This window comes from Halomonas sp. GT, assembly GCF_002082565.1.
In the GTDB taxonomy this organism is placed as follows: domain Bacteria; phylum Pseudomonadota; class Gammaproteobacteria; order Pseudomonadales; family Halomonadaceae; genus Vreelandella.
In genome coordinates this window covers 2,869,314-2,894,628 of the sequence record NZ_CP020562.1, presented here as the reverse complement: position 1 = coordinate 2,894,628, position 25,315 = coordinate 2,869,314, and the positions used below count along the sequence as shown (strand labels likewise).

Genomic DNA, 25,315 nt, shown 5'->3' with positions numbered 1-25,315 from the left:
AATGCAACTTTTCCTTAACGCAACGTCACCCTATGCGCGCCTAGCGCGGATCATCTTACTTGAGAAATATCTGGTGGATGACGTTACATTGCGCTGGTGCGATCCCTGGGCAGATGACAAAGCGTTGCTAGACGTTAATCCCGCTGGACGAATCCCCGCGCTAGTGACAAACGATGGCACGACACTTAGTGAGTCGATGCTGATTGCTGTTTATCTTGATAGCGTCAGCCCCAGCTTGCCTATGATTCCCCAATCCCGATTAGCGGATGTATTGCACCTGGCCGGGCTTGGTCAGAATCTTATGGATGTTGCGTTTACGACCGTTATCGCGAGAAAACACTATGGTACAGAGATTGATCAAAGTGAGCTTGGACGAAGACGCCAGCGAGCTATGCAACGAATTGTGGAGCAACTGAACAGCGAGCTTCACGAAAGCCAGCTGACGCCGTCGATTACTCTTGGTGAAATCGCCAGTGCCGTTGCGCTAGATTATATAGCCTTCAGATTGCCAGAGGTGCATTGGAAGGAAGCGTACCCTCAGCTCCAGGCGTGGCATGCTGCAGTGATAACCCGGGATAGTTTTCAGCAGACGGCATTTGTGTAGCCGCCCTGCGTAATAAATACTTGATATAACTCAATCGTTAAGCGCCTGCTTAAACCACTCCGCCAGCGGCTCGCTGCGGCGACTGTTGGCGTGTTTAGGTAGCAACAGACAGAGTCGTGCGGGCGTTTCGATACATCCCCACGGAGCTATTAGCCGCCCGCTGCTCAAATCATCCTCTACCAATAGTTTGGGTGCAATGGCGACACCCAAACCGGCCACGGCTGCTTCAATCAGATAATAAAGATGGCCAAACCCTTGGCCCTGCTGAAGAGCCACCTCTAAGGCGCGTTGTTCCAGACCTTTCGCGCTCGCCCACTGTGGCCACGCCTGTGGACGCGAAGCGGTCACTAACAGCTTGTTGGCAAATAACGATTCTGGCTTGGCTGGGTCGATGTGTGCTGCCAGCACTGGGCTCGCCACGGCACAAATCTGCTCAGACATCAGTGGTATAACTTCTATATCGGCAGGCCAAGGCGGCTCCGTAAATGCCAGGGTAGCGCTGGCATCAGAAGACGTACCGGGTTGTTCGGTGTCACTCACCACCACCTGCAGTTTTAGTTCGGGTAGTTCACGGTGAAGACGATCCAGTCGAGGAATCAACCAACGCGCTAGCAGGCTGCCAGGGCAGGCCAGGGTAAAGGGCGTTTCTTCTATCTCATGCTTGAGTGCTGCGCAACTATCGCGCAGTCGTGAGAACGCCTCGCCCACGCCGCTCTGCAGCTGCACGCCGTGATGAGTAAGCATCAGACCACGCCCCGCTTTGGCAAACAGCGCCACACCAAAATGTTCATCCAGACTTTTTAACTGGCGGCTAACCGCGCCATGAGTGACGTTTAGCTCATCAGCGGCGGCAGTCACGCTGCCCAATCGGGCTGTGGCTTCAAAAGCGCGCAGGGCGCTAAGCGGCGGCATGCTGTTCTGCATGGCTTGTCCTATGTGATAGACCTGTCGTGACAGGCCTGTGTAATAGACCTGCTTTAACAGTTGATTAAAACTCACCTATTGATGACATCTTATCGATTTTTATCCCCGCCTGCCTGCGCTACCTTCAATGCATTCTCAATTCTCATATTGCACTTAGAGGTCGTGATGAACCAATTCGTGAATCTGCCCGATGCCAACGGACTATTTGGCAGCTTCGGCGGCCGCTTTGTCGCTGAAACGCTCATGCCGCTCATTTTAGAGCTGCAAGATGAATATGCCGCCGCTAAAAATGACCCCGAATTCCAGCGCCAGCTCGCCTATTTTCAAGGGGATTACGTGGGGCGGCCGAGCCCACTTTATTTCGCAGAACGTCTGACCGAGCATTTCGGCGGGGCGAGTATTTATCTCAAGCGCGAAGAGCTTAACCACACAGGCGCGCACAAGATCAACAACTGCATCGGCCAAGTACTGCTCGCCAAGCAGATGGGCAAAAAGCGCATCATTGCCGAAACCGGCGCAGGTATGCATGGGGTGGCCACCGCCACGGTAGCAGCGCGTTTTGGCTTGCCTTGTGTCATCTATATGGGCGCAACCGACATCGAACGCCAGCAGCCCAACGTTTTTCGCATGAAATTGTTGGGTGCGGAAATCGTGCCGGTCACTTCAGGCACAGGTACCCTCAAAGATGCCATGAATGAAGCGCTGCGCGACTGGGTGACCAACGTCGATGACACTTTCTATATTATCGGTACCGTGGCTGGGCCGCATCCATACCCTGCCATGGTGCGAGACTTCCAAGCCGTGATTGGTCATGAAACCCGCAGTCAAATGCTCGAAAAGCAGGGCCGCTTGCCGGATTCACTGGTCGCTTGTGTCGGCGGCGGTTCTAATGCAATGGGGCTGTTCTATCCCTTCATCAACGATCCAGACGTCAAGATGATAGGTGTAGAGGCAGGCGGGAAGGGGGTTAAAAGTGGCCTGCATGCGGCCAGCTTGAACGGCGGCACGCCAGGCGTTCTGCATGGTAATCGCACCTACCTGCTGCAAAACGAGGATGGCCAAATTATCGATGCCCACTCAATTTCAGCTGGGCTGGATTACCCCGGCATCGGTCCAGAACATGCATGGCTTCATGAGCAGGGGCGGGTAGAGTACGTTTCCGCCACCGACGACGAAGCGCTGGAAGCCTTCCAGATATGCTGCCGCCAAGAAGGCATTATTCCTGCTCTTGAAACCGCCCACGCCCTGGCTGAAGTCGCCAAGCGAGCACCTACGTTGCCACGCGACCACTTAATGGTGGTCAATCTAAGCGGTCGTGGCGATAAGGACATGATGAGCGTGGCCCATCACCTGGGCGACAAATTCGGCGTTAAAAACCTATGAGTGCGCACAAGGAGCCTGCTATGAATAACACGTCTCGCCTTGAGCACTGCTTTGCGGCGCTCAAACAGCAAAATCGCCCAGCACTGGTCAGCTACCTGACGGCAGGGGACCCGGATGCTGAGACTTCTCGCCGCCTACTGCATGGGCTACCAGAAGCCGGGGTGGATATCATCGAACTTGGCATGCCGTTCAGTGATCCCATGGCCGATGGGCCTGCCATTCAAAAAGCCGCGCTGCGTGCACTTGAAGGCGGCCAAACCCAAGTTAAAACGTTGGACATGGTGCGCCGTTTCCGCGAACAGAACAGCACCACACCAATCGTGCTGATGGGCTACTACAACCCTATCTACTGCTATGGCGTTGAGCGTTTTCTTGTTGATGCTGCCAGTGCAGGGGTCGATGGCCTGATTGTGGTGGATTTACCCCCCGAGCATGACGAAGAACTCTGCCAGCCAGCGGCTCAACATGGCATTGATTTTATTCGCCTAGCGACCCCGACCACGGATGCTAAACGTCTGCCCAACGTATTGAGTAACGCCTCTGGATTTATCTATTACGTATCCGTAGCGGGGGTTACCGGCGGCAGTGCCCCTACACCAGAACGGTTAGAGCGCTCGGTAGCCCAACTACGTGAACACACCGAACTGCCGATTGCTGTCGGCTTTGGCATTCGCACCGCCGAGCAAGCCGCGACCATTGGCCGCTTTAGCGATGCAGTGGTGGTCGGCTCTGCCCTTGTTGACTGTATTGAACATGCCAATACGCCTGACGAAGCCGTCAAGCGGGTGCATAGCTTAGTCAGTGAGTTGGCTGAAAGCGTTAGGGCATGCCGAACAGCGAGCGAGCCACAAGCCTGTTGATAGAAGCCGGTTTATAGAAGCAGAGTAAAAAGAACGATACGTTAAGAGAGCAGGCTAACAGCGCCTGCTCTTTTTCGCGTCTTGCTACCAGCCTAGGAGGCGACCATTTTAGTTCATGTCCAACGATGAGGAATGAACACAGCAAAAATCCTCTGGTGCCTCGTGCCGATCGTTACCGTAGTCTCGGATGACGGTAGCGAAATGTTCGCCGTGAACAACATGCCACCCATTCCCGACACCTCTCCATTAGAGCCCTACTCTCTAGTTTGTAAATAATGTTCATTTTTCAGTGCTTGTAGCTACATACTACGGCAGGCATTATCAGCGCTCGCGATTGCTGGCCGAAGGCCGCAACCATAAGGATTTCATCACCCCGAGGGATAATAATGGGAAAGCTCTTTTCATTGGTTGTACTACTGGCAATTGGCTACGTGGGCATCTATATCTATTACGGAGTCGCCGTAAAACAAGAAGTGCAGCAGCAATTGGATGATCGCGGTCTGTCTTCGGTAAGTGTTGATAACGTTGAATATGGTCTATTCGCGCCGATTAACACCTCTGCAGAACTGACAGTAACCGTTACTTACCGCGGTTCTCAGGCAGCCGTGAACATGGTGGTGCAAGGGCACCCGGTGTTTTCAGACGACGTTAGCGTTGAGTTCGATGGTCTTCAAGCACTGAGCTTGGGGATAGGCTTCGGGCAGTAGGTTTTACAACGTCCGTTTTCACTTACAACACCGCGTGGCAAACGCGTTTGCCGCTCGATCAGAGACACGTGGCTAATTTATGCTTTCCAAAATTATGAGTGGCGGCCAAACAGGCGCTGATAGGGCGGCTCTTGATGCTGCCTTAACATTAGATTTTCCCATTGGTGGAACTTGCCCAGTGGGCAGAATGGCCGAAGATGGGCCAATGAGCAGTATCTATACCCTCGAAGAAGTGAGCGGTGATTACCGTCAGCGCAACCATCAAAATGTACAGAACGCGGATGGCACCGCCATCTTCTATGCGTCTTATCTTCAAGGGGGAACAGAAGCCACTGCACTTTTCTGTATTCAGCAATCAAAACCCTACAAACTAATTGATGTTGAGCTGATAGACCCACTGCACGCGGCGATGCTGCTTGCCGACTTTGTGCATGACCGCAACATTAGCGTCTTAAACGTGGCAGGCCCCAGAGCCAGTACTTGCCCAGTAATGTATGCGTACGTTAAGCAAGCGGTTGAGCTGGTTATTAAACAATCACGCTAGACTAAGCTTAAAGGAACAAGCCAATGCACACGCATGAAAAACTTAATTACGTCGAATTTGCAGCGAAAGATTTAGCGGCGACAAAAGCGTTTTTCACGGTGGTGTTTGGCTGGGAGTTCGTTGATTACGGCCCTGAATACAGTGCATTTTCCAACCAGGGGTTAGATGGCGGCTTTTATCATTCAGATGCTTGCAGCCGAACCGCTAATGGCGGCGCATTGTTAGTGTTTTACAGCGCAGATATTAACGCAACACTTGCTAAGGTAGAGAAAAACGGTGGTGACGTCATTCAGCCTATTTTCGAATTCCCAGGCGGCTTTCGCTTTCACTTCCTAGAACCCAGTGGCAATGAGTTTGCGGTTTGGTCAGAGGTGCTCACATAAGGTGCTACTATCGCTTCCCCTTTTAAAACAGATTCAAGAGGATGATATAAGTGGCCTTTACTGATGCAGAAAGAGATGCACTTTTAAGTGTGAAAGGCGTTGGTCCCACTGTCATTAAGCGTTTTGAAGAGGTTGGTATCGACTCATTTGCTGAGCTGGCCGCCCGCCAAGTTGATGAGATAGCGGAAATGGTGGCCGCCATGCTGCACACCACCTGCTGGAAAAACAGCCCGCAGGCAACGTCTGCTATTTCTGCCGCTATTGCCAGGGCGCAAGAAGGTGCGTGACACACCGCAAATGTAGCGAGCAATCAATGGTTAGAATGCTCGCTACCTGTGTCATCAGGCTAGCTAGCGTTAAGCGGCAGCCAAACATGCTCATAGCCAATCGATAACGCCACGGCGACCAGCAGCCCCGCCATTACCCAGTTGAAGCTCTTAATGATCCCTGCGCTTTGAATGCGCTGGCCAACCAAACTGCCCATCAAGACATAACTGCCGGGTGCGCCAGCGGCTAATATTGCCAGCCCGAATGCCCAAACCACCAAGCTAATCCCCTCAATACCTGCCGCAGGAAATTGCAGTGTGGCAAGGGGTAGGGTGGCAATAATGGCTTTTGGGTTAAGCAGTTGCATCACCAACCCATCGCGAAAACGCAGCAGATGTGCGGTGTGGTCATGGTTGTTTAACTGGGTGTTTAAGTCGCTACTTAAATCAGCGCTTGAACAGGCAATTTTTATTGCGAGATAAACAATATAGCTACACCCCAACGCGCTCACGACGATCAGTGCCTCATCGTCGATCCAAGCGGCGCCTGCCCAGCCCAACAGTAATAAGTAAGCAAACATCGCGGTGCCTACTCCCAGACAAAAACCGAGCGATTTTTTGGCTTGACCATTGATGCCAACGTTTAAGCCCAGCAGATTCACAGGCCCAGGCGTATACATAGCGCCCAGGGCATAGGCGACGATTCCTAGCATGGTAAGGCCTCGTTTGTTTAATGGCAGTTCTTAAACTGAGGATTAACGCGCGATATCGCGTTGGTACTGGTGGGGAGTCATGCCATAAATGCGCTTAAAACGCCGATTAAAATGGCTAAGATCGGCAAAGCCAAAGCGTAGTGCCACTTCATTAAGCGGGGCGCCGATGTCTAGTGCAGTACGGGCCGCATTGATTCGACAGTTAATCACGTACTGATGGGGTGTAATACCGTAATGCTGGCGAAACAAGCGCAAGAAGTGGTACTTGGATAAATGCGCTGCCTGGCAAATATCATCAAGCGACATATCGCTTTCTAGGTGAGCATGGATATACTCCTTAGCCAGACGTAGCAGGGTGTCAGGACGATTTGTGACGGGGCTGGGCTGTGAAATGCCGCCGAGTTGAACGGTTCTCTCGATAACCCGATAAAGCGCATTTTCCTGATCAATGCAGCTACCTGTTTGGGAGGTGACCAAGCGCGCCAGTTCCAAAATGGCGTGACGCAGTTGAGCATCCTGAATCAGCGTTTGGTTGGAACGAAAATCCGTGGCATGTTCACGTCCAAGCGCATCAGCGAACAGCGGCTTGACCTGGTCCGGGTGAGCATAAACCATCAGGTAGTCCAGTGCGTGCTTACCGCCCGGTTGGCCATCGTGAACCTCCTCAGGATTGAACAGAATCACATTGCCCGGCGGGCTTTTGTGGAACTGCCCGCCGCTAAAAAAATCCTGACGCCCAGATAGCGTTACGCCGAAAGCAAATTCCTCATGGGCGTGACGGTCATAGCTGAAGTCTTTAATCGCTGCCTGAAGCACCGTTAGTGTTGGCACATGCTGACTTTTGATGAATTGAAACCGGCTTGCATTCGCCATGCCAAACCCTCCTGATGAGTCACACCACCTAGCTTATGTGCTCCTGGATATCAAATGCTTGTACATAATTGCTAAGAAACCTCTGATTAACCTTGAGAGACTCTCTAGCCTCAGCAAGCAGCATCACGTATGTTAAAAGCTTCTTATCTACCCTCTTAAAAGGATCATTCACCATGTTCACCGGCCTGAGCGCATTTCCGCTAACCCCCATGAACGAGCAGGGCATTCATGAGCATGAGTTTACTCGTTTAGTGGAACGCTTGGTGGAGGCGCGGGTGGATTCTATCGGCGTGCTGGGGTCGACGGGCAGCTATGCTTATTTAAGTGGTGAAGAACGCGCCCGAGTGGCCAAGCTATGCGTTGAGCATGCCGCTGACGTACCAGTGGTAGTGGGCATAGGCGCGCTACGCACCCGGGATGTGCTGGCCAATGCTGAAAGCGCGCAGCAAGCAGGCGCTAGCGGTGTGCTGCTGGCACCGGTTTCCTATCAAAAGCTGACCGAGGATGAGGTGTTTGGTCTTTTCGAGACGGTTTGTCGTTCGCTGAGCGTGCCGCTATGTGTCTATGACAACCCTGGCACTACGCACTTTGAATTTAGCGATGAACTGCATGGACGCATCGCCCAACTGCCCCAGGTTCGTTCGATTAAAATTCCCCCAGTGCAGAATGATATAGCCGCCGCACAGGCGCGCGTGGCACGGCTGCGCGGATTGATTTCCAACGACGTGACAATTGGCATTAGTGGCGACCCAGCCGCTGCCACAGGGCTACTTGCTGGCTGCGATGCCTGGTACTCGGTGATTGGTGGGTTATACCCCGACACTGCGCTGGCGCTAACCCGTGCCGCCCAAGCGGGAGACGAACAACATGCCCATGCGCTTTCCGCTGCGCTTGAACCGTTATGGGCACTCTATCGGGACTTCGGCGGCAGCCTGCGAGTAGTCGCTACTATTGCAGAACTTACCGGAAAAGTAAGCCAGCCTTGTTTGCCCCAGCCGTTACAAACGCTGCAGGGCGATGCACGGAAAAGGGTAGCGGCGGTGATTGACGCTTTGCAGCTAAGCTAACGCATTTATGGATGACAGGCCCTGGCTAAAGCGCTGCTTTCCCCAGGGCCTGTTGTAAGTGCAGGTTTAAAGCCCTTGAGCACCGCGCCGCAGCCAATTATGCACGAAGGCTAGCTTGCGCATTGCCGGGTCGGAAAGCACAAACGGATAAAGATCCGAAAGCCCCATCGAGCGGTTCACATGGTTAACACCGGCGACTAATGATGCCGCAATATGGATCAAACGCTCAGCATCCGGTTCAGCGTAAGCATCCCAGCCATAGGTGTTGGGCAAGGCAGGAGAGGTCATACCTGCTGACACAAAGCTATCGGTGATATCGGTCAGATGCAGCAGGTGCGAAGTGGTTTCCGCCCAATCTTCATGGGGGTGGGAGGACGCATAGGTGGAAAGAAAACGCTGCCGCCAATCCGCAGGTGGGCCATTGTGGTAATAGTGCTGCAACGCTGCTGGGTAATCCTCCCGCTCATCGCCAAACATCTCACGAAACTCATCAAGAAAGTCATCCCGTAAGCTCAGCCGCCACCACAGCATATGGGCGATTTCATGGCGCATATGGCCAATCATTGTGCGGTAAGGCTCTTCCAACGCTTCTTTGCGGGTCGTGCGCAACACAGCATCCGCTTCCGCCACACTGATGGTCACCACGCCACCGACATGCCCCATGGGCACCGGCGTTCCCCCTTCGGCCAGCATATGAAATATCGGCGGTGTTCCGGGGTCTTCCGGGCGAAACCAGTTCCAACGGCCAAGGTTATCGATCACCCAGCGCTTCGCCGCCTCCGTTTGTGCCCAGTTGGGCATGGCATCAGCAATAGAAGGGTCTGGTGCAAGGGCAGTCATTGCGCAGGCACGGCAGAATTCACCTTGCTTAGGGGCAATCCAGTTGCAACCGATCACTTCGCGGTTGGCACAGAAGGGCGGCATTGGCAGAAAGGCGCGCGCTTGCGGGTCGTAAGCCACAGGAACGCCGTCGGCGGTCACCAAATTATCAAACCAGAGTGAACCGGCACCGACCGGATTAGAAAACACACGCATAGGTCGGTAACTCAAAAGAAATGAGCTTTCAGTCTAGGAGCCGAGGCGGGGATAAGCCAATAGCGATTGCTTTCAACAGCTAACTAGTGGCGTTTTCATCAGTTTTCAGGAAGATGGCGGGAGCGAAGCTAGTCACAAAAGCTTAGCAATTTTATGTGGTTTAATGTCTGTTAGCGTACTCATCATTAACGGTTATCGCCTCGTTGTAATAGTGCTTAAAAGTGCGCCATTCAGAATTGGTTGTCGTTACGCATCATGCAACTAGGAGGAAGGTGTGTATAAAGTAGAAAGAGCAACGTTTCCCGCTGACTTAAATGCTGTACTTGATTTGTATCGAGAATATATAGCGAGCACGTCAGTTGACCTTGCTTTTCAAGGTAACGATGAAGAATTTAATAACTTATCTGAAAAGTATAGCTCGGATGAGTCAAAGATATTTTTAGCAACAATTAATAAGATACCGGTGGGGTGTGCTGCATTTCGCAAGGTGAACGATAATACCTGCGAAATGAAGCGGGTTTATGTTCGTCCAACTGCTCGTGGAAGTAAGTTGGGCGCTAGGTTGGTAGAGCGAATATTGCAGGAAGCCATCAGCAGTGGGTATAAGAAAATATGCCTTGATGTGCTGCCTGAGTTCGAAACGGCCTTGGCGTTATACCAGTCATATGGGTTCGTTCCACACCCACCCGTGACGAATAACCCTGTCCCAGGAACCCAATTTTTGGGGTTGGATCTGACCTGATAATGGGGGCCGATATTGTCGAAGGAATGGTGAGCGAAAATCTCCCTAACACCTCATAGCTAGCGAGTGTTATTTGTATTATGGTTTAAGTCTTCCCACGTTTAGCAGAGGTATTTGTCCAATGAACCATTGATGCCGCCGTTGCTATAACGGCCAGTCTCCATCCCCCCAGCAGCAAGGATAGTCCTTGGAATAGTTCTTGGAATAGTCCTTGAGAAATAGTCCTTGAAATGGTCCTTGGGAGGGCTCTAGAGAAAGTTCTTGGCATCGTTGGAATCACATATGACAAATACCTATCTCACCTTAAAAGGTGTTTCCTACGTTCTGTCGGATGGCAGAACGCTTTTCACTGATCTTCACGAGCGGTTCGATAGCCGCCCAACCGGGTTGGTGGGGCGTAATGGTGTCGGCAAAACAGTCCTAGCCCAAATCCTTGCTGGCCTATTGCAGCCAACCACTGGCCATTGTCAGCGCCCCGGCAGCGTTCATTATCTTGCCCAGCAGGTGGCGCAGCCGAAGGGCACTTGTGTCGCTGATCTTGCCGATGTTCGAACAACGCTGGATGCGCTAGCCCGCATTGAGGCTGGCAGCACAGTGCCTGAGGATTTTGAAGCAGTTGATGATCGCTGGGACATGCCCCAGCGATTTCGCCATGAACTCGAACGCAATAGCCTGGGCTATCTTGAGGCCAGCACTCCAGCGAACACATTGAGCGGCGGCGAAGCCATGCGCGTTGCCTTAATAGGCGCCATGCTCTCTGGCGCGGATTGCCTGATTCTTGATGAGCCAAGTAACCATCTCGACCGACCCCATCGGCTGGCACTCATCGAACATCTTCGGCGCTGGCCACGTGGGCTGATAGTGGTTAGCCATGATCGGCAACTGCTGGAAGCCATGGAACGTATCGTGGAACTCTCCCCCTTAGGGCTGAACAGCTACGGCGGCAACTATACGTTCTATGCCCAAGCGAAAGCGCATGAACATCAGGCTGCCCTTGATCAGCTCAGCCAGAGAAAGCTCGAACGCCAACGCGAAGAGCGAGCGATGCGCAAGCAGCGTGAACGTCAGGAGAAACGACAGGCGCGCGGCAATCGGCTGGGCAAGGAAGCCAACCAGGCTAAGATTCTGTTAGATCGTCAGAAAGAGCGCAGCGAAACCTCGGCGGGCGCGCTGCGCCAAAAGCAGGCAGTTAGTCAGGCGCAGCTAAATCAACGTGTGCGTGACGCCGCAAAGCAGGTTGAAAACGAGCTACAAATCAACCTGCATGAAATACCCGTTACCCAGGCCGCCAAGCGCTGTTTAGCAGAATTAGAAAGGGTTGAGCTACCGTTCGTCATGGGAGCCACTCGGCACATTAATCTAATGCTGAAAGGGCAGCAGCGACTAGGCATCATAGGGCCGAATGGCTGTGGTAAATCTACGCTGCTCCGCGTGCTGGCGGGCCAGATTGAGCCCTTATCAGGAACCTACAACATAACGCCCGAAAGCGCCTATCTCGACCAGCAACTGGGGAATCTAGACCCAGCAAAGACGCTACTCGAACAGCTGCAACGGGCCAACCGAACCGCGAGTGAAGGAGACCTACGCATGCGGTTAGCCCAGCTAGGCCTAGGCGCGCAAAAAATCACCACACCCAGCGGATTGCTAAGCGGTGGTGAGCGCCTGAAAGGTGCGCTAGCCTGCATCCTCTATGCCGATTCCCCACCGCAACTACTGCTACTGGACGAGCCGAATAACCATCTTGATTTGCCTTCAGCACAAGCACTGGAAACCATGCTGCGCAGTTACCAAGGCGCGTTAGTGGTGGTATCCCACGACGATGCCTTTCTGGAAAACCTAGCGCTAACAGATCGCCTGCTAGCAACCGAACAAGGCTGGCACCTGGAGCCGGTTTGATCGTACTGCACCTCCTACCACACGCCCCGTAGGAGGTGGCTTTAGCCCGCGACGATTCAAGCACTGAGCCATCAACAGGCTGCACCTGCCTGGATGCATTCGCCAAGGCTGCAGAGGCTCAGTATCATAAGCAGCCAACCCAACCACAGAAGTCACCTTCCATGTCATGCCCACCTTGCCCCAATTGCCAATCTGAATTCGTCTACCAGGATCAAAGCCTGTTCATCTGCCCGGAATGCGCTCACGAATGGAACCCTTCCGAGGTTGAAGCGGAAGACACCGTCACGGTGAAAGATGCCAATGGCACCCTGCTTGTTGAAGGCGATAAGGTAACGCTAATCAAAGACCTCAAGGTCAAAGGCAGCTCAATCGTGCTTAAGATTGGCACTAAGGCCGTTATCAAGCGGCTTAAGGAAGGCAAAGACCACCAGCTCGACTGCAAGGTCGATGGCGCTGGCGACATGATGGTCACCGCCCAGTTTGTGAAAAAAGCCTGAATCACCTTCACTCGCCTAGAGGGCCATCATGGACGTCAGACTCAACACGCAAGAACAGATCGTGAAGTCATTTTACTCCTGGTTGCCCATGGTGCTGGTCGCGCTCATTCTCTACGGCGCATTATTTGTCGGGCTCGCTATATGGCTACTAATGCAGTTGTTTGGCATGGAGCAAGCAGTCGCGCAAACAGTCGGGCTACCAAGTGGAGTGCTGTTCCTGGGTGGCTTGTTTTACATCTATGTGAAGTGGCTGCTGACAGCGCTGTCGTCATACCAGTTTTCCCTGAGAGGCAATCAGCTCATTGTGAAAGGCATTTCGGGGCGGCGAACCATTGAACATGAACTGCCGGTGAATGACGTTAAAAAAATACACATCGGCACGCATACCCATACCATGCAAAAGCCAACATCAGGGCAGGGTGGCGCTAAAAGCAAAGCCGCCTCGCGGCTGACGGTTGTGCTAAGCAACGGCGACTATTTCAAACTCGATTTCGCCATGAACGCCTTTGATAACGAATCGCTGTATGACTTCCTCACCGCCATGAAACGTAAAGGAATCGATATTAACCTCAACGGTTAATGGCCCGCTCAACACGTAGCATTGAAGGAAGCGATTTCAGGCCGCGATGATAGAGCCCCAACGTAAACTGAGCCGTTATCAAAAATGGAAGCAACGTGTAGCGTGCGGTAACGAATCTCGCGAGGAACGAGCGAATGAGGCACCCGCGAAACATGCTTATCCACCCAAATTGATCCCGGTTGTATAAGGGGGCTTTAGCTTTAGTTCGACACTTCGACGATGAAGTAGGCACCAACATACAGAGCAGGTAGTAAGCCAATCATCCCACAAGCCTGATCCAGGTCATATCCGTAGCCTAAAGTGCTACTACCCTTCGGTGGGCTTAATCTAAATTAACTGTTAGGCTAATTTTACTAGAGCGCACAACGCCGCAGGGAACAACCTAATGCCAAATCCCCCACGCATTGAGCTTCACCCTATTAGCCAACGCGTGCAGGCGCATGTTGATGGCACGCTAATCGCTGACTCCATCAATACGCTTGAACTCCGCGAACGCGGCTATCCGCCACGCCACTACTTTCCACGTGAAGACGTGCGGATGGACTTACTCACCGTGTCAGAAACCAGCACGTATTGCCCGTTTAAAGGGCACACAGTGTATTTCTCGCTGGGTGAGCATTGGGATATTGCTTGGAGTTATGAGCAGCCGATTGCGGGTAGGGTGGTGTTTAGTGGTGAAGGCGTGGCGGTAGTGAATGGAGAAAGGAAAATTAACTCTTTACCCAGTGTTGTTGAAATGGCAAATGCCGCGCATTCATGAATTCTGAAAATTTAGCTTAATTTTTATTAATTATATTGTGAATCAGTTGGTTGTTTTAGAAAGGATGGGCCGCATTTATTCGACAAGCTTATTGGTGCGTTCATCCAATCATATAACGCGCTGTTTAATATCTGTTATACCGAAATGGAGATGGTCTGTAAATGTATATATTGAAAAAGGATTTTATAGATGAAAACACCGAGTCATATTGTGCAAAAGGTAAGAAACTTTCTTCTGGGAAAGCGTATTTCCTAAAAGACAAGAACGGAAATATACACTTTGGTGGAAAACAATGCGCCGAAATGCACGGAGCCAACGATTTAAGCCAAGTACCAGACCTCACTAAGTCATTAATTGCTCGCCGCGAGGGGCACTTAAAAGGTGGTAGTACCACAGAATCAAGTGGCAATAAAAATGATTTATCTAAGTCTCAAGCAGTGGCTTATATTCTTCTAAGGGAAGAAAAGCTTTCTGATTATAAGATTAAAGGCCAGTCTTTGTCGTACGATGTGCTTAAGAATTATTATAGTGAATACAATGAGCATAATGATTTGTCAGAGGGTTCTGTATCGCATATATTGAATATTGAAAACAAAGCATCAAAAGCTAATAAGAGATTGTCCCTAAAAAATCTTTCCACCTGTTATGCATACCAATATATTTTAGAAAGAACAATAGCAGCATTGGGTGCTAAAGATAATGCTGGTGGAGTTTCATATGTCAGTGATTTGCTCAATGGAGAAAATGGAATAAAGATGCACTGTAGTTTGACTAGGGAACAGGTTTATGGATTGTCAAAGTGGCTGCAGTTTTTACCAAAAGATTTGAGAGAGTCTAGACTGAGAGAGTTTGATCTATAAAAGATATAATTACCGAATTAACTATGCGTATATGATGTCGGATGCGTAAAAACGTACGCTAGTTGTTTGGGAGTTAAGGGCTGGTTTGCCAAATAAAAATAAGGATTTTTAAATGAGATTGCATGAGCTCCAAATAAGAAATTTTAGAAAACTCAAGAATTGCCACATCAAGTTTAGAGATACTACCTTTCTTATCGGGCCAAACAATGCTGGAAAATCCAGCGTATTTTCCGCACTGGAACATTTTCACAAAAATTCAAATTTGGATAGAGAGGACTATTCAAAAGAGTATAATGAAGAGGAAGAGAGTTATACTTACGAAGAAGACGTTGAGATTATAGCGGAATATCACAATTTGCCGAATGAAGCCAATAGTTGGTTGGGGTTTAAAGGTAGAGTTCTATTCTCTAGAAATGAACTGGAAGGAGAGACGGGGAATTCTATTGTTTATAAAAAAGTTTGGTCTCTTAATCAAAGTAGGCCGAAGATATTTATGAAGGAATACCCGAGAACAAGAAGTGCCATGTATGCTGACTGCAGAAAAGTATCGGATCTTGTAGGAGAGCATTACTCGGAAGCATTTCTAAAAGAGCATTTTGGCGAAGCTAATTTTGAGAAAAATCTAACTACTGCAGCAACAAAGCCAAAGCTATTAGATTTGCCAGAATGTTGGGATGTTCAAGTAGACGAAGAACCTACTTGGGTAGAGAATCCAGGTGGCATCCCCGGCAACGTGTTGTCTAAGCTTCCTATTATCGTCGTAATACCAGCAGAGTCGTGTATTTCAGAGCTAACAAGTCCTGGTGGAGCATTGTTTAACCTGTTGGGGGGGCTATTTGATACGGTTAGAAGCAACTCTAAAAACTACGCTCAAGCACAGACTTTTCTTAATGCCCTAGCTTCCGAGCTTAATCCAAATGATGAAGAAACGGATTTTGGGCAGCTAATTCGCGATCTGAATGGAATGGTAGATACCCTTTTTCCTGATTCGTCTGTACATGTTAGCGCGACACTCGATGTGCCAGATAAATCTATAAAGCCCCAGTTTAAAGTGGAAATGGAGAGTAATGTAAAAACCTCCGTTGACTATCAGGGGCATGGAATGATCAGGGCAACAGCATTCCAGCTGCTAAGATTTGTGCAAGATTTTATAAATAGAAATACTGATAACCCTCGGGCAACCATATTCTGTTTTGAGGAACCTGAAATATATTTGCACCCTTCGGCTGCAAGCCAAATGCGGGACTCATTGTATGACTTGGCTGGCCCGAACTGTCAGATAATAGCAACTACTCATTCGCCTTATATGGTTGATCTTGGATCAGAAAAGAGTATGAGTCTCACGAAATTTAGTTTTACTGAAGGTGGTTTTTCGACAGCAAATTCTTTTAATCTCGAAAAGGCCTTCGTTACGCTCGTCGGAGATGAAAAACAAAACCTAAAAATGCTCTTAAAGGTTGATGACTATATATCAAGAATGTTCTTCTCGAAAAAGTGTGTGTTTGTCGAAGGTGATACAGAAGAAGTCGTCGTGCGAGAGACGATTAAAAGGCTGTCTCATGAGGACAAGGCAAAAGTTATAGGAAACTGTGAGTTTCTAAGGGCTAGAGGAAAGGCAGTACTTATATCAATTGCAAAATATTTGAATGCACTAGATGTGAACTACATTTTTATGCACGACCGAGACGCAGGAACAGAGCGTGCAGAAGCGATGAATGCCCCAATATTGGCTCAAACTGGAAATGACCGAAGGGTTATGATTGAGGAGTGTATTGAAGATTTGTTGGGCTATGAGGTTTCAAGTAGTGAAAAACCGTATAAAGCTCATCTGCATATACAGAATAATTGGGGGAATGCATTTGTTGATTTGCCTGGTGGTTGGAAATCTACGTTCATTACTTTGTGCAGCCCATACTTGGATCATCTTCGAGAAACTCCTTAACAAGCGCGTTAAATACGACGCTCGTATATCTCGTGTGCTTTACGTGGACGTTAAATTCATCCTATCCCACTAACCCTCATAACCTCCCTAGTCACCGCCTCATTCAACACCCCGCGTTTGGCTTCCACCAGCGTGAGCCAATCGCGGGCGCGGGTGATGCCGGTGTAGACCAGCTCGCGGGTGAGAATCGGATTGATCGTCGGCGGTAGCAGCAGGGCGGTGTGCAGGAATTCCGAGCCTTGGGATTTGTGTACTGTCATCGCGAATACGGTTTCTACCGCATGCAAGCGGGAGGGCAGCACCCAGCGGATGGGGTTATCGGCATCGCTCGTGGCACTTGATGAAGGAAAGGCGACTCTTAACAGCTTTTGTTGCGGATTGCGGGGATCCGGCATCGCCAGGGTTATGCCGATATCGCCGTTCATTAGTTTTAGGCCGTAGTCGTTTTGGGTGACCAGTACCGGGCGGCCTTCATACCAACCTTTTTCCAGCGTGTAATCACTGCCAAACAGCAGCTTTTCGCTGCGTAGGGTTTTGGCGATATGCAGGTTTAAGCCTTCTACCCCCCAGGGACCTTTGCGCAGCGCGCATAGCAGTTGAAAGTGGCTGTAGGCACTTAGCACATCAAAGGCCCAGGCGTTATAGGCCGCAGGGTTGTCCTCAAACGATTCCCCACGCGGGCGCTGTGCGTTCAGCACCTTTAGGTAATGGCGATAGCCAGTGGGCGGGGCGATGGGTTCATTTTTGTGGTTGGTGCGGCCTTCACCTCCATTGAGAAACTTATCCGCGCTGCCGTGAATCACCAGCTTATCCAGCGCGGTGTCCTCAGCAAGCGTTAGGTGGTGTAAGTCTGGGTAGCCGTGGCGCAGCACGGCGCTAACGGCCTGCTGTTTTTCCCAATCAGTTTGGGCATGGCTGGGCTGGTTAATCGCCTGGGCCAACTGGCCGATGCCGCTGTGTTCGTTAAAGCGGTGGCTTACCCGCAGCATGGTAATGGCTTGGTCGAGCGGCTGCCCGTCAGCATCCAGGTACTCTTCTGGCAGCGGCTGGCCGGTGGCGCTTTCCAGCCATTGGGCGGTTGCTGGGGTGTAGTGGGCGGCTTCGGCACGGCGGCATAAATCGCCGAGTACCGAGCCAGCCTCTACCGAGGCTAGCTGGTCTTTATCCCCCAGCAGCACGCACTGTGCATTGGCGGGCAGGGCGCTCAGCACGGCGGCCATCATTTCGATATCCACCATGGACGCTTCGTCGATGACCAGTACATCCAGCGCTAGCGGGTTGGTAGCGCTATGGCGGAAGTGGCGGGTATCGGGGCGGGCGCCTAGAAGTCTATGGAGCGTTGTCACTTCAGTGGGAATTGCTATTGCGCTGGGGGCCGCGGAAGGTGAGTGTTCACTTAGCAGCGTTTCTAGCTGAGCAATTGGCAAACTGCTGACTTGCCCAGCGATGGATTCATTCAGGCGGGCAGCGGCTTTGCCGGTGGGGGCGGCTAGGCGAATGCGCAGCGGCTGGCTGGGTGAGTGAGCCAGTTGCAGGGTTTGCAGAAGGGCGAGCAGGCGCACCACGGTGGTGGTTTTGCCGGTGCCGGGGCCGCCAGTAATAATGCCGAAGCGGCTGCGGGCGGCCAGGGCGCAGGCGGTTTTTTGCCAGTCGAGGCCGTCGCTTGGCTTGAACAGAACGTTCAGAGCCTGGGAAAGAAGGTCGGGCTGGCTGTCGTCACCCATCGCTTCTAACCGTGTGGCGATTTGCTGGTGCAGGGTTTGCTCGTACTGCCAGTAGCGGCGCAGGTAGAGCCGCGTGTCTGAACCTGAGTGAGTGGTCACTACCACCAGCGGTGTGTTGCCGGGGCCTTCGCTGGTGAGCAGCGGGTGGTGCAGCGCGGCTTGCCATTCGCTTAGCGTGAGCGTTGCCAGCACGTCGCTAGGCAGCGGTGGCGGGTCGGTTAAATCATCCCCTTCTGGCGGTAGCGAAAGGGCGAAATCCGGTGCGTTAAGCGTGGCGTTTAAGTCCAGACACACATGGCCTCGGCCTAGCTGGTGGCTGGCCAGGGCGGCGGCTAACAGCAGCAGCGCGGGGGCATCCGGTGCTTCTGCCGCTAAAAAGCGCACCAGGGCGCGGTCTAAATCACGCAGCCAGCCCCTGGCTACCCAGCGCTCGCATAGGGTTAGCAATTCAGCGGTATCGCTTAACGCAAGGTGAGCGCTCACTGGGGCGGGGGCCATTGAAGGCTGGGCATCCTGTGTCTCGACGGCATCGCCAAACAGGTCGAAGGTGTGGGTGTCTTTGGGCTTACTCATACCGTCGCTTCCTGTGCGGGGCTTGAAAACGATGCGCCTGCGAACAGGCTATCCAGTGCTTCGATCAGTTCAACCGGGGCGGGCTCGGAAAATACCCCGCGCCCTGGGCTGCGGCTGCCGCGTAGAAATACCGTCATCGAGCCACCCAAGTGCTGGTGCGGGTCGTAGTTGGGCAGGCGCGCTTTTAGCAGCCGGTGCATAGCCAGCAGGTAAAGCGCGGCCTGGAGATCGTAGCGCTTGGCCAGCAGCGCATGGCGCAAGGCGTCCGGTTCGTAATCGCTGTCATTCGGCCCTAAATAGTTCGATTTCCAGTCCAACACGTAAAAGCGCCCTTGGTGCTCGAAGGCTAAATCGATAAAGCCTTTGAGCATGCCGTTTAGGGTATCGGCATCCAGCGCTGGGCGCTCAACCCCTGGCAGTAAGTGCTTGCTTATCAGTGCATCAATCGCTTGGGTGTTGACCCGTTGGGCGGCCAGCCAGAATTCTAGCTCTACTTGGTAGCTGCTGAGTTCGGTGAGCGCGACGCTTTGTTGGTTCGGCGCGGCCAGCGGCAACGGTGTGGTGAGTAGCGCTGCAAGCCAGCCAGCCAGCGGTTCCTGCCATGCTTGCCAGCCGCGCAGCTGCACGCGCCGCCATAGCATATCGTTGAGTGAATCTTGATCGTTAGCAGCGGCTGCAAAGCCTTGTCTGCCTGCCCATTCCAACAGCCCGTGTAAAAATGTGCCCGGCCCTGGCCCCCTGGGAAATTTATGCAGGTGGAAAGTGTCTGCGCTCGCCCATTCGTTGTTAATCGTTCGCTCGAAATGCTCATTTAACCCCTCGTAAACTCCGCTTTCTCGCGAAAGATTGCCTAGACTGGCCTTCGCTCGAAGACTTTCCATGTCATCAGGCATGAGCGAAATATCTTGTGGTTCATCCAGTACTTCAAATGTTGTGGCTTCCTGGGCGGTGGTGGGCTCCAGTGGCGTGGCCGTGGGGGCGGTGAGTGTGCCGGAAAGGCGCAGCGCCGAGTAGCTGGCAATCCACCAGTGTTCCTTGGCTGGGCGCGCGGGCGTGCGGGCGTGGCCAAGCGTGGCGCTTTGTGCAGAGAGTGCAAGGCGCTGTGCAGTAGGGGCCGGTGGCTCGCTGACAGCAATCTCGCTGCCTTGAGCCAGCGCTTCCAGCGCACTAGTTAGCTCTGCCGGTGCAATCATTTTTCCGCCGCTAATCAGGTAGCCGAGGGCGCTATTTTCCAACCCTTGCAGCGGGGCTAGCCCCAGCCAAGTCGCGTGGCGGGCGCGGGTGAGCGCCACATAAAGCTTGCGCAGGTCTTCCCCTAAACGTTCGCGGTCGGCGGTGGCCAGCGTTTCTTCATCGGCGTTTAGGCTGAGCTGAAGGTTGCCTTGGGCGTCGTGCCAGCGCAGCGGTATGTCTTTATCGCTTACCGGGCGGTGGTTGGCGATAAACGGCAGGAATACCAGCGGATACTCAAGCCCTTTGGATTTGTGGATGGTGACCACTTTGACCAAATCCGCGTCGCTTTCCAGGCGCAGCTTGTGGCTGTCGCCGTGGCTTTCCGGGTCGGCAATGGCTTCATACAGAAAGCGAATCAGCGCGTGTTCGCCGTCCAGTTCTGCGCTGGCTTGCTGCAGCAATTCGCCCAAGTGCAGCAGGTCGGTGAGCAAGCGCTCACCCTCTTCGAATTCCCCCAGTAGGCGGGCGGGAATGTCGAAATCCACCATCATACGGCGTACCAGGGGCAGCACACCCTGGCGCTGCCATAGGCGATGATAGTGGCTGAACTGCTCTACCCGCGCTTCCCAGGCCAGTTCGTTTTGTTGCAGGTGATCAAGGTCGGCTAGGCTTAGCCCCAATACTGGCGTGGCCAAGGCGGCGCGCAGGTGGGCTTCGGCCTGGCGGGAGCTGGCTAGCGGCTCGGCGCAGGCGCGCAGCCAGCGTTCTACCTGCTTTGCCATGGGCGAGCTAAACACCTTGTCGTGGTCGGAAAGGTAAACACTCTTTACCCCACGGCTGGCCAGCGCTAAGCGAATGGCGCGGGCTTCCTGAAGGCCGTTGACCAGCACTGCCATATCGGAAGGTTTTAGCGGGGTCAGGTCATCGCCTTGCTGAAAGCCGCTTTGGCTTTCTTTATTGCCACCTTGGCCTGCCGCGAGCAATTCCACCATATAAGAGGCGCAGCGTTCGGCCATCTCGGTCTGGTAGGCGGTTTTGGAAAGTGGTTCTTCGCTTGTTAACGGCCAAAGTGTCATGGCGGGCAGCGGCTGGCCTTGGTGGACCAGCTGTTCGTCGCGGCCTTTGGCGGCTACCGATAAGAACGGCAGGGGGTTCTCACCGCCTTCATCGCGAAATAGAAACGCCCCAGCCGGGTGCTGGTCGGCGTAGTGGAAGCAGTGATTGACGGCTTCCACCATGGCGCGGCTGGAACGGAAGTTGGTGCCCAGCGTGACGTGGCGGCCTGCGGTGTCTTGGCGGGCTTGCAGATAGGTGAAGATATCCGCACCGCGAAAGGCGTAGATGGCCTGCTTGGGGTCACCGATCAGTAGCATAGCGGCGTCGCGGCGGGGGTTGGCGACGTCATAGACCGCGTTAAAAATGCGGTACTGAATCGGGTCAGTATCCTGGAACTCATCAATCAGCGCGACGGGGAACTGGCGCAGAATCTGCGCGGCCAGGGCATCTTTGTTGGGGCCTTGCAGGGCGCGGTCTAAATGGGTGAGCAGGTCGTTGGGGCCCATTTCAGCGCGGCGTTCCTGCTCGCGCTCCATACGTACTTTGCACCACTGCACGGCGTGAATCAGCAAGTCTTTGCGCGGTTCGGGTAAGGCGTTGAGGGCGGCGGGCAGTGCCTCAAACGCCTCAAACGCTGGGTGGTTCGGTGGCTCTCCGTTCCAGATTTCAGCAATGCCCGCCGGTGTCAGTCGCTTCCATGCAGTGGCCTTCTTATCCATATCAGGACTGACAAGGTCGCTTTCCGCCCATTGCTGAATTTTATCCAGCCATTTTCCTCGATGATCTTTGCGCATTTTGCCAGGGGCAAAGTGCTTGGCTGTTTGGCCATCGTCAAAAAGCTGCCGTAGTTCATGTACCCACGCTCGCCAAGGAGCTTTTAGTTCTTCAAGGCGTGCGCTGCGTTCGGCGTCGGCAGCGCTTAGTGTGTCGGCTGGCGCGGGGCGTTGGCTGCCGAGGGCGTCGCTTTCGTGGAGCAGCTTGCGTACATCTTCGTGGAGTTTATCCGGCGATTTCCAGTATCTGGTAATGCTGCCCAGGGCGTCGGCATCCAGCGGGTAGTAGAAGGTGCGCCAGTAGTCGCGCACCACTTCTTGTTCCAGCTCGCGCTGGTCGTTTTCCAGGTTGAGCGAGAACAGGCTGCCGCTATCGAAGGCGTGTTCGCGCAGCATGCGATAGCACCAGCTGTGGATGGTGGAAACGGCGGCTTCGTCCATCCATTCGGCGGCTAGCTCCAGGCGGCGGGCGCAGGCGGGCCAAGTGGCCTCTGCATATTGCTCGCGGAGCTGGAGGAGCAAGGAATCCGAACCAGCATCATCAGTGGCCCTAAACACCGCTGCAGCTTCTACCAGCCGGTGGCGGATACGTTCGCGTAGTTCCTGGGTGGCGGCATTGGTGAAGGTGACTACCAGAATTTCCGGCGGGGTGAGCGGGCGTACAAAGGCGCTGTCGTCTTCGCTGTGCTGCCCGCCCAGCACCAAGCGCACGTAGAGCAGCGCGATGGTGAAGGTTTTGCCCGTGCCCGCGCTGGCTTCAATCAAGCGGCTGCCGTGAAGCGGTAGCGTAAGAGGGTTAAGCGGGGCGGGCTGACTCATCACGGGTCTCCGAAAGCAAAGCGCCCCGGCGCGGGGCCTAGACTGTATGAGTGCTTCGCCACCTGATAATCTTGTCGCCAAGCCACTCTTAGGACGCTCAGTTTACGCTACCAGCGGCTTCGGTTCACTCACACGAAGAGATCTCATGCTGACCTCGCTTCTGGATAATGACTTCTACAAAATCACGATGCAGAACGCCGTGATCAAACGCTTTCCCTATGCACATGCACGTTACGCATTTATCAATCGTGGCCAGCACGCGTTTCCTGAAGGCTTTGGTGCTGCGCTTCGTCACGAGATCGATAAAATGGCGGCGCTTCGCCTGACCGACCAGGAAAAGCGCTACCTGGAAGTTACCTGCCCTTATCTTGACCCGACCTATCTCGATTTTCTGGCGGGCTTTCGTTACGAACCCTCCGAGATAATTATCGAGCAGCAGGGCAGTGAACTTTCGGTGGTCATCGAGGGGCCTTGGTACCGCACTATTTTATGGGAAGTGCCGCTGATGGCGTTGATCAGCGAACTTTGGTATCGGCTACGTGGCATCTCGGTGACCCATGATGACGATGCCCTGATCGAGCAACGCACCCAGGAGAAGATCGAGCTTTATCGCCGCTTAGGGCTGAAAATTGCCGAGTTCGGCACGCGTCGCCGTTTCTCATTTGCGGTTCACGATCGAGTGGTGGAAGCACTGCGCCACTACGGTGGTGAAGCCTTTAGCGGCACTAGCAATGTGCTGCTGGCCATGCGCCACGATGTGAAGCCGATAGGCACCCACGCGCACGAGTGGTTTATGTTCCACGGTGCCCGCTTTGGCTTCAAAATGGCCAACAGTCTTGCCCTAGAGCACTGGGTGGATGTGTATCGTGGCGATTTGGGGATTGCCCTAACGGACACCTTCACGTCGTCCGCTTTCTTCGACAGCTTCGATAAAAAATTCGCCAAGCTGTTCGATGGCGTACGCCATGATAGCGGCGACCCGATTGAGTTTGCCTCTCAAACCATCGCTCACTATGAACGCCTGGGTATTAACCCGCTGAGCAAAACCATCATTTTTTCGGATGCCTTAACGCCGGAAAAAGTCGAGCGCATTCAAGCGTTTTGTCAGGAACGGATTGGGATGGCGTTTGGCATCGGCACCAACTTCACTAATGATGTCGGCGTTGAGCCGATGAATATGGTGATCAAAATGGTCGAGGCGCGCCCCGAAGGGCAGGGCTGGCTGCCGGTGATCAAACTCTCCGACGTGCCGGATAAGCATACCGGCGACCCGGAGATGATTTCGTTAGCAAAACGGATACTCTCGTTAAGCGAGACGAGACTTTAAGTCGGTTTCATTCTGGCCTACAGAACCATCATCGCTATGATGCCTGCCAGCCAGAGGCCAGCGCCAAAACTGGCATGCGCGAAAAGACTGCGCAGCCTGGCGGTGGTTGGCTGCGGCGTCTTGCGAGCGGCAACCCCTGCGCCCATACCCGGCTGCAGAACTAGAAATGGCGCAATTACCGTTATCACACCGAAGCCTAACGCCGGTATGAGCGAGGGACGTGCCAGCCAGTTTGGCCCAACCAGCACTAAGAATGTCATCGCAAAAGCGACGCCAATCAGATAATGCGCCAGCCACCCTAGTACTAGCTCTGCCTGGATCTTGGCGCTTTCACCTATAGGTCGGTGGATGAACCTGCCTCTCGGCAAGTGCCCCAGCCAACGCCCGACCATGGCGTAATTCAGCGAGGGAATACCCAGCAGCCGTTTCTGCAGCAGCGCGACCATATCCATAAAAGCGGTTGCTCCCAGGCCGAGCAGTAGCGCATTGGTCAACAGCCCATTCATTGCTGTACTCCAGGCATTTTTGCCTCGCTCATCTTTGTGCTTGTTATCCTTGCTCTTGTTAACGGTTTAGCAACGGCGTATGGGCGGCTGTGCGTATTGAAAATAGGCATGCTTGTTAGACTCCAGACAGTGTGGATAGAAGTGTGGGTAGAAGCGTGGGTGGATACGTAAGGGAGAAGCGTTGTAGCCTATTACTTCAAGTCAACTTTAAGTCAAGTGCCATGCTCGATATTTCCGAACTGTCGCGAAAAAGCGGTATTCCTGCCTCGAAATTGCGTTATTACGAAGAAGTTGGCCTGATTAGGTCGGTGGGGCGCAATGGTCTGCGGCGGGTTTTTGAGACCAGCGTTTTAACACGCTTGTCGCTGATTGCGTTGGGGCAGGTCGCGGGTTTTTCTCTGGCCGAGATGCGCGACATGCTTGGCACGCAACGGCAGCCGGAAATCGACCGTGAAGCGGTGAGTGCTAAGGCGGATCTCTTGGACCGCCGCATTAACGAGCTGACAGCCCTTCGTGACGGTTTGCGTCATGTGGCGACCTGCACCGCGCCGAGTCACCTGGAGTGCCCGACATTTCAGCGCTTAATGCGCATCGCATTGGCTCGCCAGGCTGGGCGTAAGCCTGAGCAGAAAAAGCGCCTTACGCAGAAGAACAGCCGGGCCAAGCAGAAAGGGAGTAAACCTTGTTCACCCCATGGACACGGCTGAGCTTGAACAGGGGCTAGAAGA

Annotated in this window: 24 protein-coding genes; 17 read left to right on the top strand and 7 right to left on the bottom strand. The window is 53.2% G+C overall.

Annotated features, from left to right (window positions below):
- The first annotated feature begins 1 nt into the window (after window position 1).
- A complete protein-coding gene (locus B6A39_RS13355) occupies window positions 2-604 on the top strand; it encodes a glutathione S-transferase N-terminal domain-containing protein (RefSeq protein ID WP_083006476.1) in 603 nt (200 codons plus the stop codon).
- A gap of 30 nt (window positions 605-634) precedes the next feature.
- Here the strand turns inward: B6A39_RS13355 and B6A39_RS13350 are convergent, their stop codons facing one another.
- Window positions 635-1,528, bottom strand: a complete 894-nt coding sequence (locus B6A39_RS13350) for a LysR family transcriptional regulator (protein WP_083006475.1) — start codon at window positions 1,526-1,528, stop codon at window positions 635-637.
- Between the two features lie 165 nt (window positions 1,529-1,693).
- On the opposite strand from B6A39_RS13350, the gene trpB reads away from it, so the two are divergent.
- From trpB to B6A39_RS13320, 6 genes are all read left to right on the top strand, one after another.
- The gene (trpB, locus tag B6A39_RS13345) at window positions 1,694-2,911 is read left to right on the top strand and encodes a tryptophan synthase subunit beta (protein ID WP_009721614.1); all 1,218 of its coding nucleotides are present in this window, start codon (window positions 1,694-1,696) and stop codon (window positions 2,909-2,911) included.
- Window positions 2,912-2,931: 20 nt separating this feature from the next.
- Window positions 2,932-3,771, top strand: coding sequence for a tryptophan synthase subunit alpha (gene trpA / locus B6A39_RS13340; RefSeq protein WP_083006473.1), 840 nt, complete (start codon window positions 2,932-2,934; stop codon window positions 3,769-3,771).
- 386 nt (window positions 3,772-4,157) lie between these two features.
- Complete coding sequence (locus B6A39_RS13335) at window positions 4,158-4,478, top strand: hypothetical protein (RefSeq protein ID WP_083006471.1); 321 nt, start codon at window positions 4,158-4,160, stop codon at window positions 4,476-4,478.
- Window positions 4,479-4,557: 79 nt separating this feature from the next.
- Window positions 4,558-5,022, top strand: coding sequence for a YpsA SLOG family protein (locus B6A39_RS13330; protein ID WP_083006469.1), 465 nt, complete (start codon window positions 4,558-4,560; stop codon window positions 5,020-5,022).
- A gap of 23 nt (window positions 5,023-5,045) precedes the next feature.
- On the top strand, window positions 5,046-5,405 hold the full coding sequence (locus B6A39_RS13325; protein ID WP_083006468.1) for a VOC family protein: 360 nt from the start codon (window positions 5,046-5,048) through the stop codon (window positions 5,403-5,405).
- A gap of 50 nt (window positions 5,406-5,455) precedes the next feature.
- Window positions 5,456-5,692 (top strand): helix-hairpin-helix domain-containing protein, encoded by a 237-nt coding sequence (locus tag B6A39_RS13320; protein WP_083006466.1) that lies wholly within the window; start codon window positions 5,456-5,458, stop codon window positions 5,690-5,692.
- Window positions 5,693-5,751: 59 nt separating this feature from the next.
- Here B6A39_RS13320 and B6A39_RS13315 read toward each other — a convergent pair whose 3' ends face one another.
- Window positions 5,752-6,384: a LysE family translocator gene (locus B6A39_RS13315; RefSeq protein ID WP_083006465.1), complete on the bottom strand. Its 633-nt coding sequence runs from the start codon at window positions 6,382-6,384 to the stop codon at window positions 5,752-5,754.
- Window positions 6,385-6,426: 42 nt separating this feature from the next.
- Window positions 6,427-7,257 (bottom strand): helix-turn-helix transcriptional regulator, encoded by an 831-nt coding sequence (locus B6A39_RS13310; RefSeq protein WP_083006463.1) that lies wholly within the window; start codon window positions 7,255-7,257, stop codon window positions 6,427-6,429.
- A 173-nt stretch (window positions 7,258-7,430) separates the two neighbouring features.
- On the opposite strand from B6A39_RS13310, the gene B6A39_RS13305 reads away from it, so the two are divergent.
- Window positions 7,431-8,324 (top strand): dihydrodipicolinate synthase family protein, encoded by an 894-nt coding sequence (locus B6A39_RS13305; RefSeq protein ID WP_083006461.1) that lies wholly within the window; start codon window positions 7,431-7,433, stop codon window positions 8,322-8,324.
- 66 nt (window positions 8,325-8,390) lie between these two features.
- On the opposite strand, the gene B6A39_RS13300 is transcribed toward B6A39_RS13305, so the two are convergent.
- Window positions 8,391-9,359, bottom strand: a complete 969-nt coding sequence (locus B6A39_RS13300; RefSeq protein WP_083006459.1) for a zinc-binding metallopeptidase family protein — start codon at window positions 9,357-9,359, stop codon at window positions 8,391-8,393.
- A 274-nt stretch (window positions 9,360-9,633) separates the two neighbouring features.
- Between B6A39_RS13300 and B6A39_RS13295 the strand changes: the two genes are divergently transcribed.
- The 7 genes from B6A39_RS13295 to B6A39_RS13265 all read left to right on the top strand — a co-directional run bounded on the left by B6A39_RS13295 (window position 9,634) and on the right by B6A39_RS13265 (window position 16,636).
- Window positions 9,634-10,101, top strand: a complete 468-nt coding sequence (locus B6A39_RS13295) for a GNAT family N-acetyltransferase (protein ID WP_083006457.1) — start codon at window positions 9,634-9,636, stop codon at window positions 10,099-10,101.
- Between the two features lie 282 nt (window positions 10,102-10,383).
- Window positions 10,384-11,997 carry an ABC-F family ATP-binding cassette domain-containing protein gene (locus tag B6A39_RS13290; RefSeq protein ID WP_083006456.1) on the top strand — a complete coding sequence of 538 codons (1,614 nt, stop codon included), beginning with the start codon at window positions 10,384-10,386 and terminating at the stop codon, window positions 11,995-11,997.
- 161 nt (window positions 11,998-12,158) lie between these two features.
- A complete protein-coding gene (locus B6A39_RS13285) occupies window positions 12,159-12,494 on the top strand; it encodes a zinc ribbon domain-containing protein YjdM (RefSeq protein WP_083007913.1) in 336 nt (111 codons plus the stop codon).
- Between the two features lie 28 nt (window positions 12,495-12,522).
- Entirely contained in the window at window positions 12,523-13,074 is a 552-nt protein-coding gene (locus B6A39_RS13280; RefSeq protein ID WP_083006454.1) for a hypothetical protein, read from the top strand.
- Window positions 13,075-13,459: 385 nt separating this feature from the next.
- On the top strand, window positions 13,460-13,834 hold the full coding sequence (locus B6A39_RS13275) for a DUF427 domain-containing protein (RefSeq protein WP_083006453.1): 375 nt from the start codon (window positions 13,460-13,462) through the stop codon (window positions 13,832-13,834).
- Window positions 13,835-13,995: 161 nt separating this feature from the next.
- The gene (locus tag B6A39_RS13270) at window positions 13,996-14,694 is read left to right on the top strand and encodes a hypothetical protein (RefSeq protein WP_083006451.1); all 699 of its coding nucleotides are present in this window, start codon (window positions 13,996-13,998) and stop codon (window positions 14,692-14,694) included.
- A 112-nt stretch (window positions 14,695-14,806) separates the two neighbouring features.
- Window positions 14,807-16,636 (top strand): AAA family ATPase, encoded by a 1,830-nt coding sequence (locus tag B6A39_RS13265; protein ID WP_083006449.1) that lies wholly within the window; start codon window positions 14,807-14,809, stop codon window positions 16,634-16,636.
- 56 nt (window positions 16,637-16,692) lie between these two features.
- Here the strand turns inward: B6A39_RS13265 and recD are convergent, their stop codons facing one another.
- Together recD and recB are read right to left on the bottom strand one after the other, a co-directional pair.
- Entirely contained in the window at window positions 16,693-18,933 is a 2,241-nt protein-coding gene (gene recD / locus B6A39_RS13260) for an exodeoxyribonuclease V subunit alpha (RefSeq protein ID WP_083006447.1), read from the bottom strand.
- A complete protein-coding gene (gene recB / locus B6A39_RS13255; protein WP_083006445.1) occupies window positions 18,930-22,754 on the bottom strand; it encodes an exodeoxyribonuclease V subunit beta in 3,825 nt (1,274 codons plus the stop codon). Before recB ends, recD begins: the two co-directional genes overlap by 4 nt.
- A 145-nt stretch (window positions 22,755-22,899) precedes the next feature.
- Here recB and pncB point away from each other — a divergent pair, with 145 nt between their 5' ends.
- Window positions 22,900-24,081 (top strand): nicotinate phosphoribosyltransferase, encoded by a 1,182-nt coding sequence (gene pncB / locus B6A39_RS13250; protein WP_083006443.1) that lies wholly within the window; start codon window positions 22,900-22,902, stop codon window positions 24,079-24,081.
- 17 nt (window positions 24,082-24,098) lie between these two features.
- Here pncB and B6A39_RS13245 read toward each other — a convergent pair whose 3' ends face one another.
- Window positions 24,099-24,587, bottom strand: a complete 489-nt coding sequence (locus B6A39_RS13245; RefSeq protein ID WP_083006441.1) for a DUF2938 domain-containing protein — start codon at window positions 24,585-24,587, stop codon at window positions 24,099-24,101.
- Window positions 24,588-24,808: 221 nt separating this feature from the next.
- On the opposite strand from B6A39_RS13245, the gene B6A39_RS13240 reads away from it, so the two are divergent.
- Complete coding sequence (locus tag B6A39_RS13240) at window positions 24,809-25,294, top strand: helix-turn-helix domain-containing protein (RefSeq protein ID WP_083006439.1); 486 nt, start codon at window positions 24,809-24,811, stop codon at window positions 25,292-25,294.
- Window positions 25,295-25,315 lie beyond the last annotated feature (21 nt).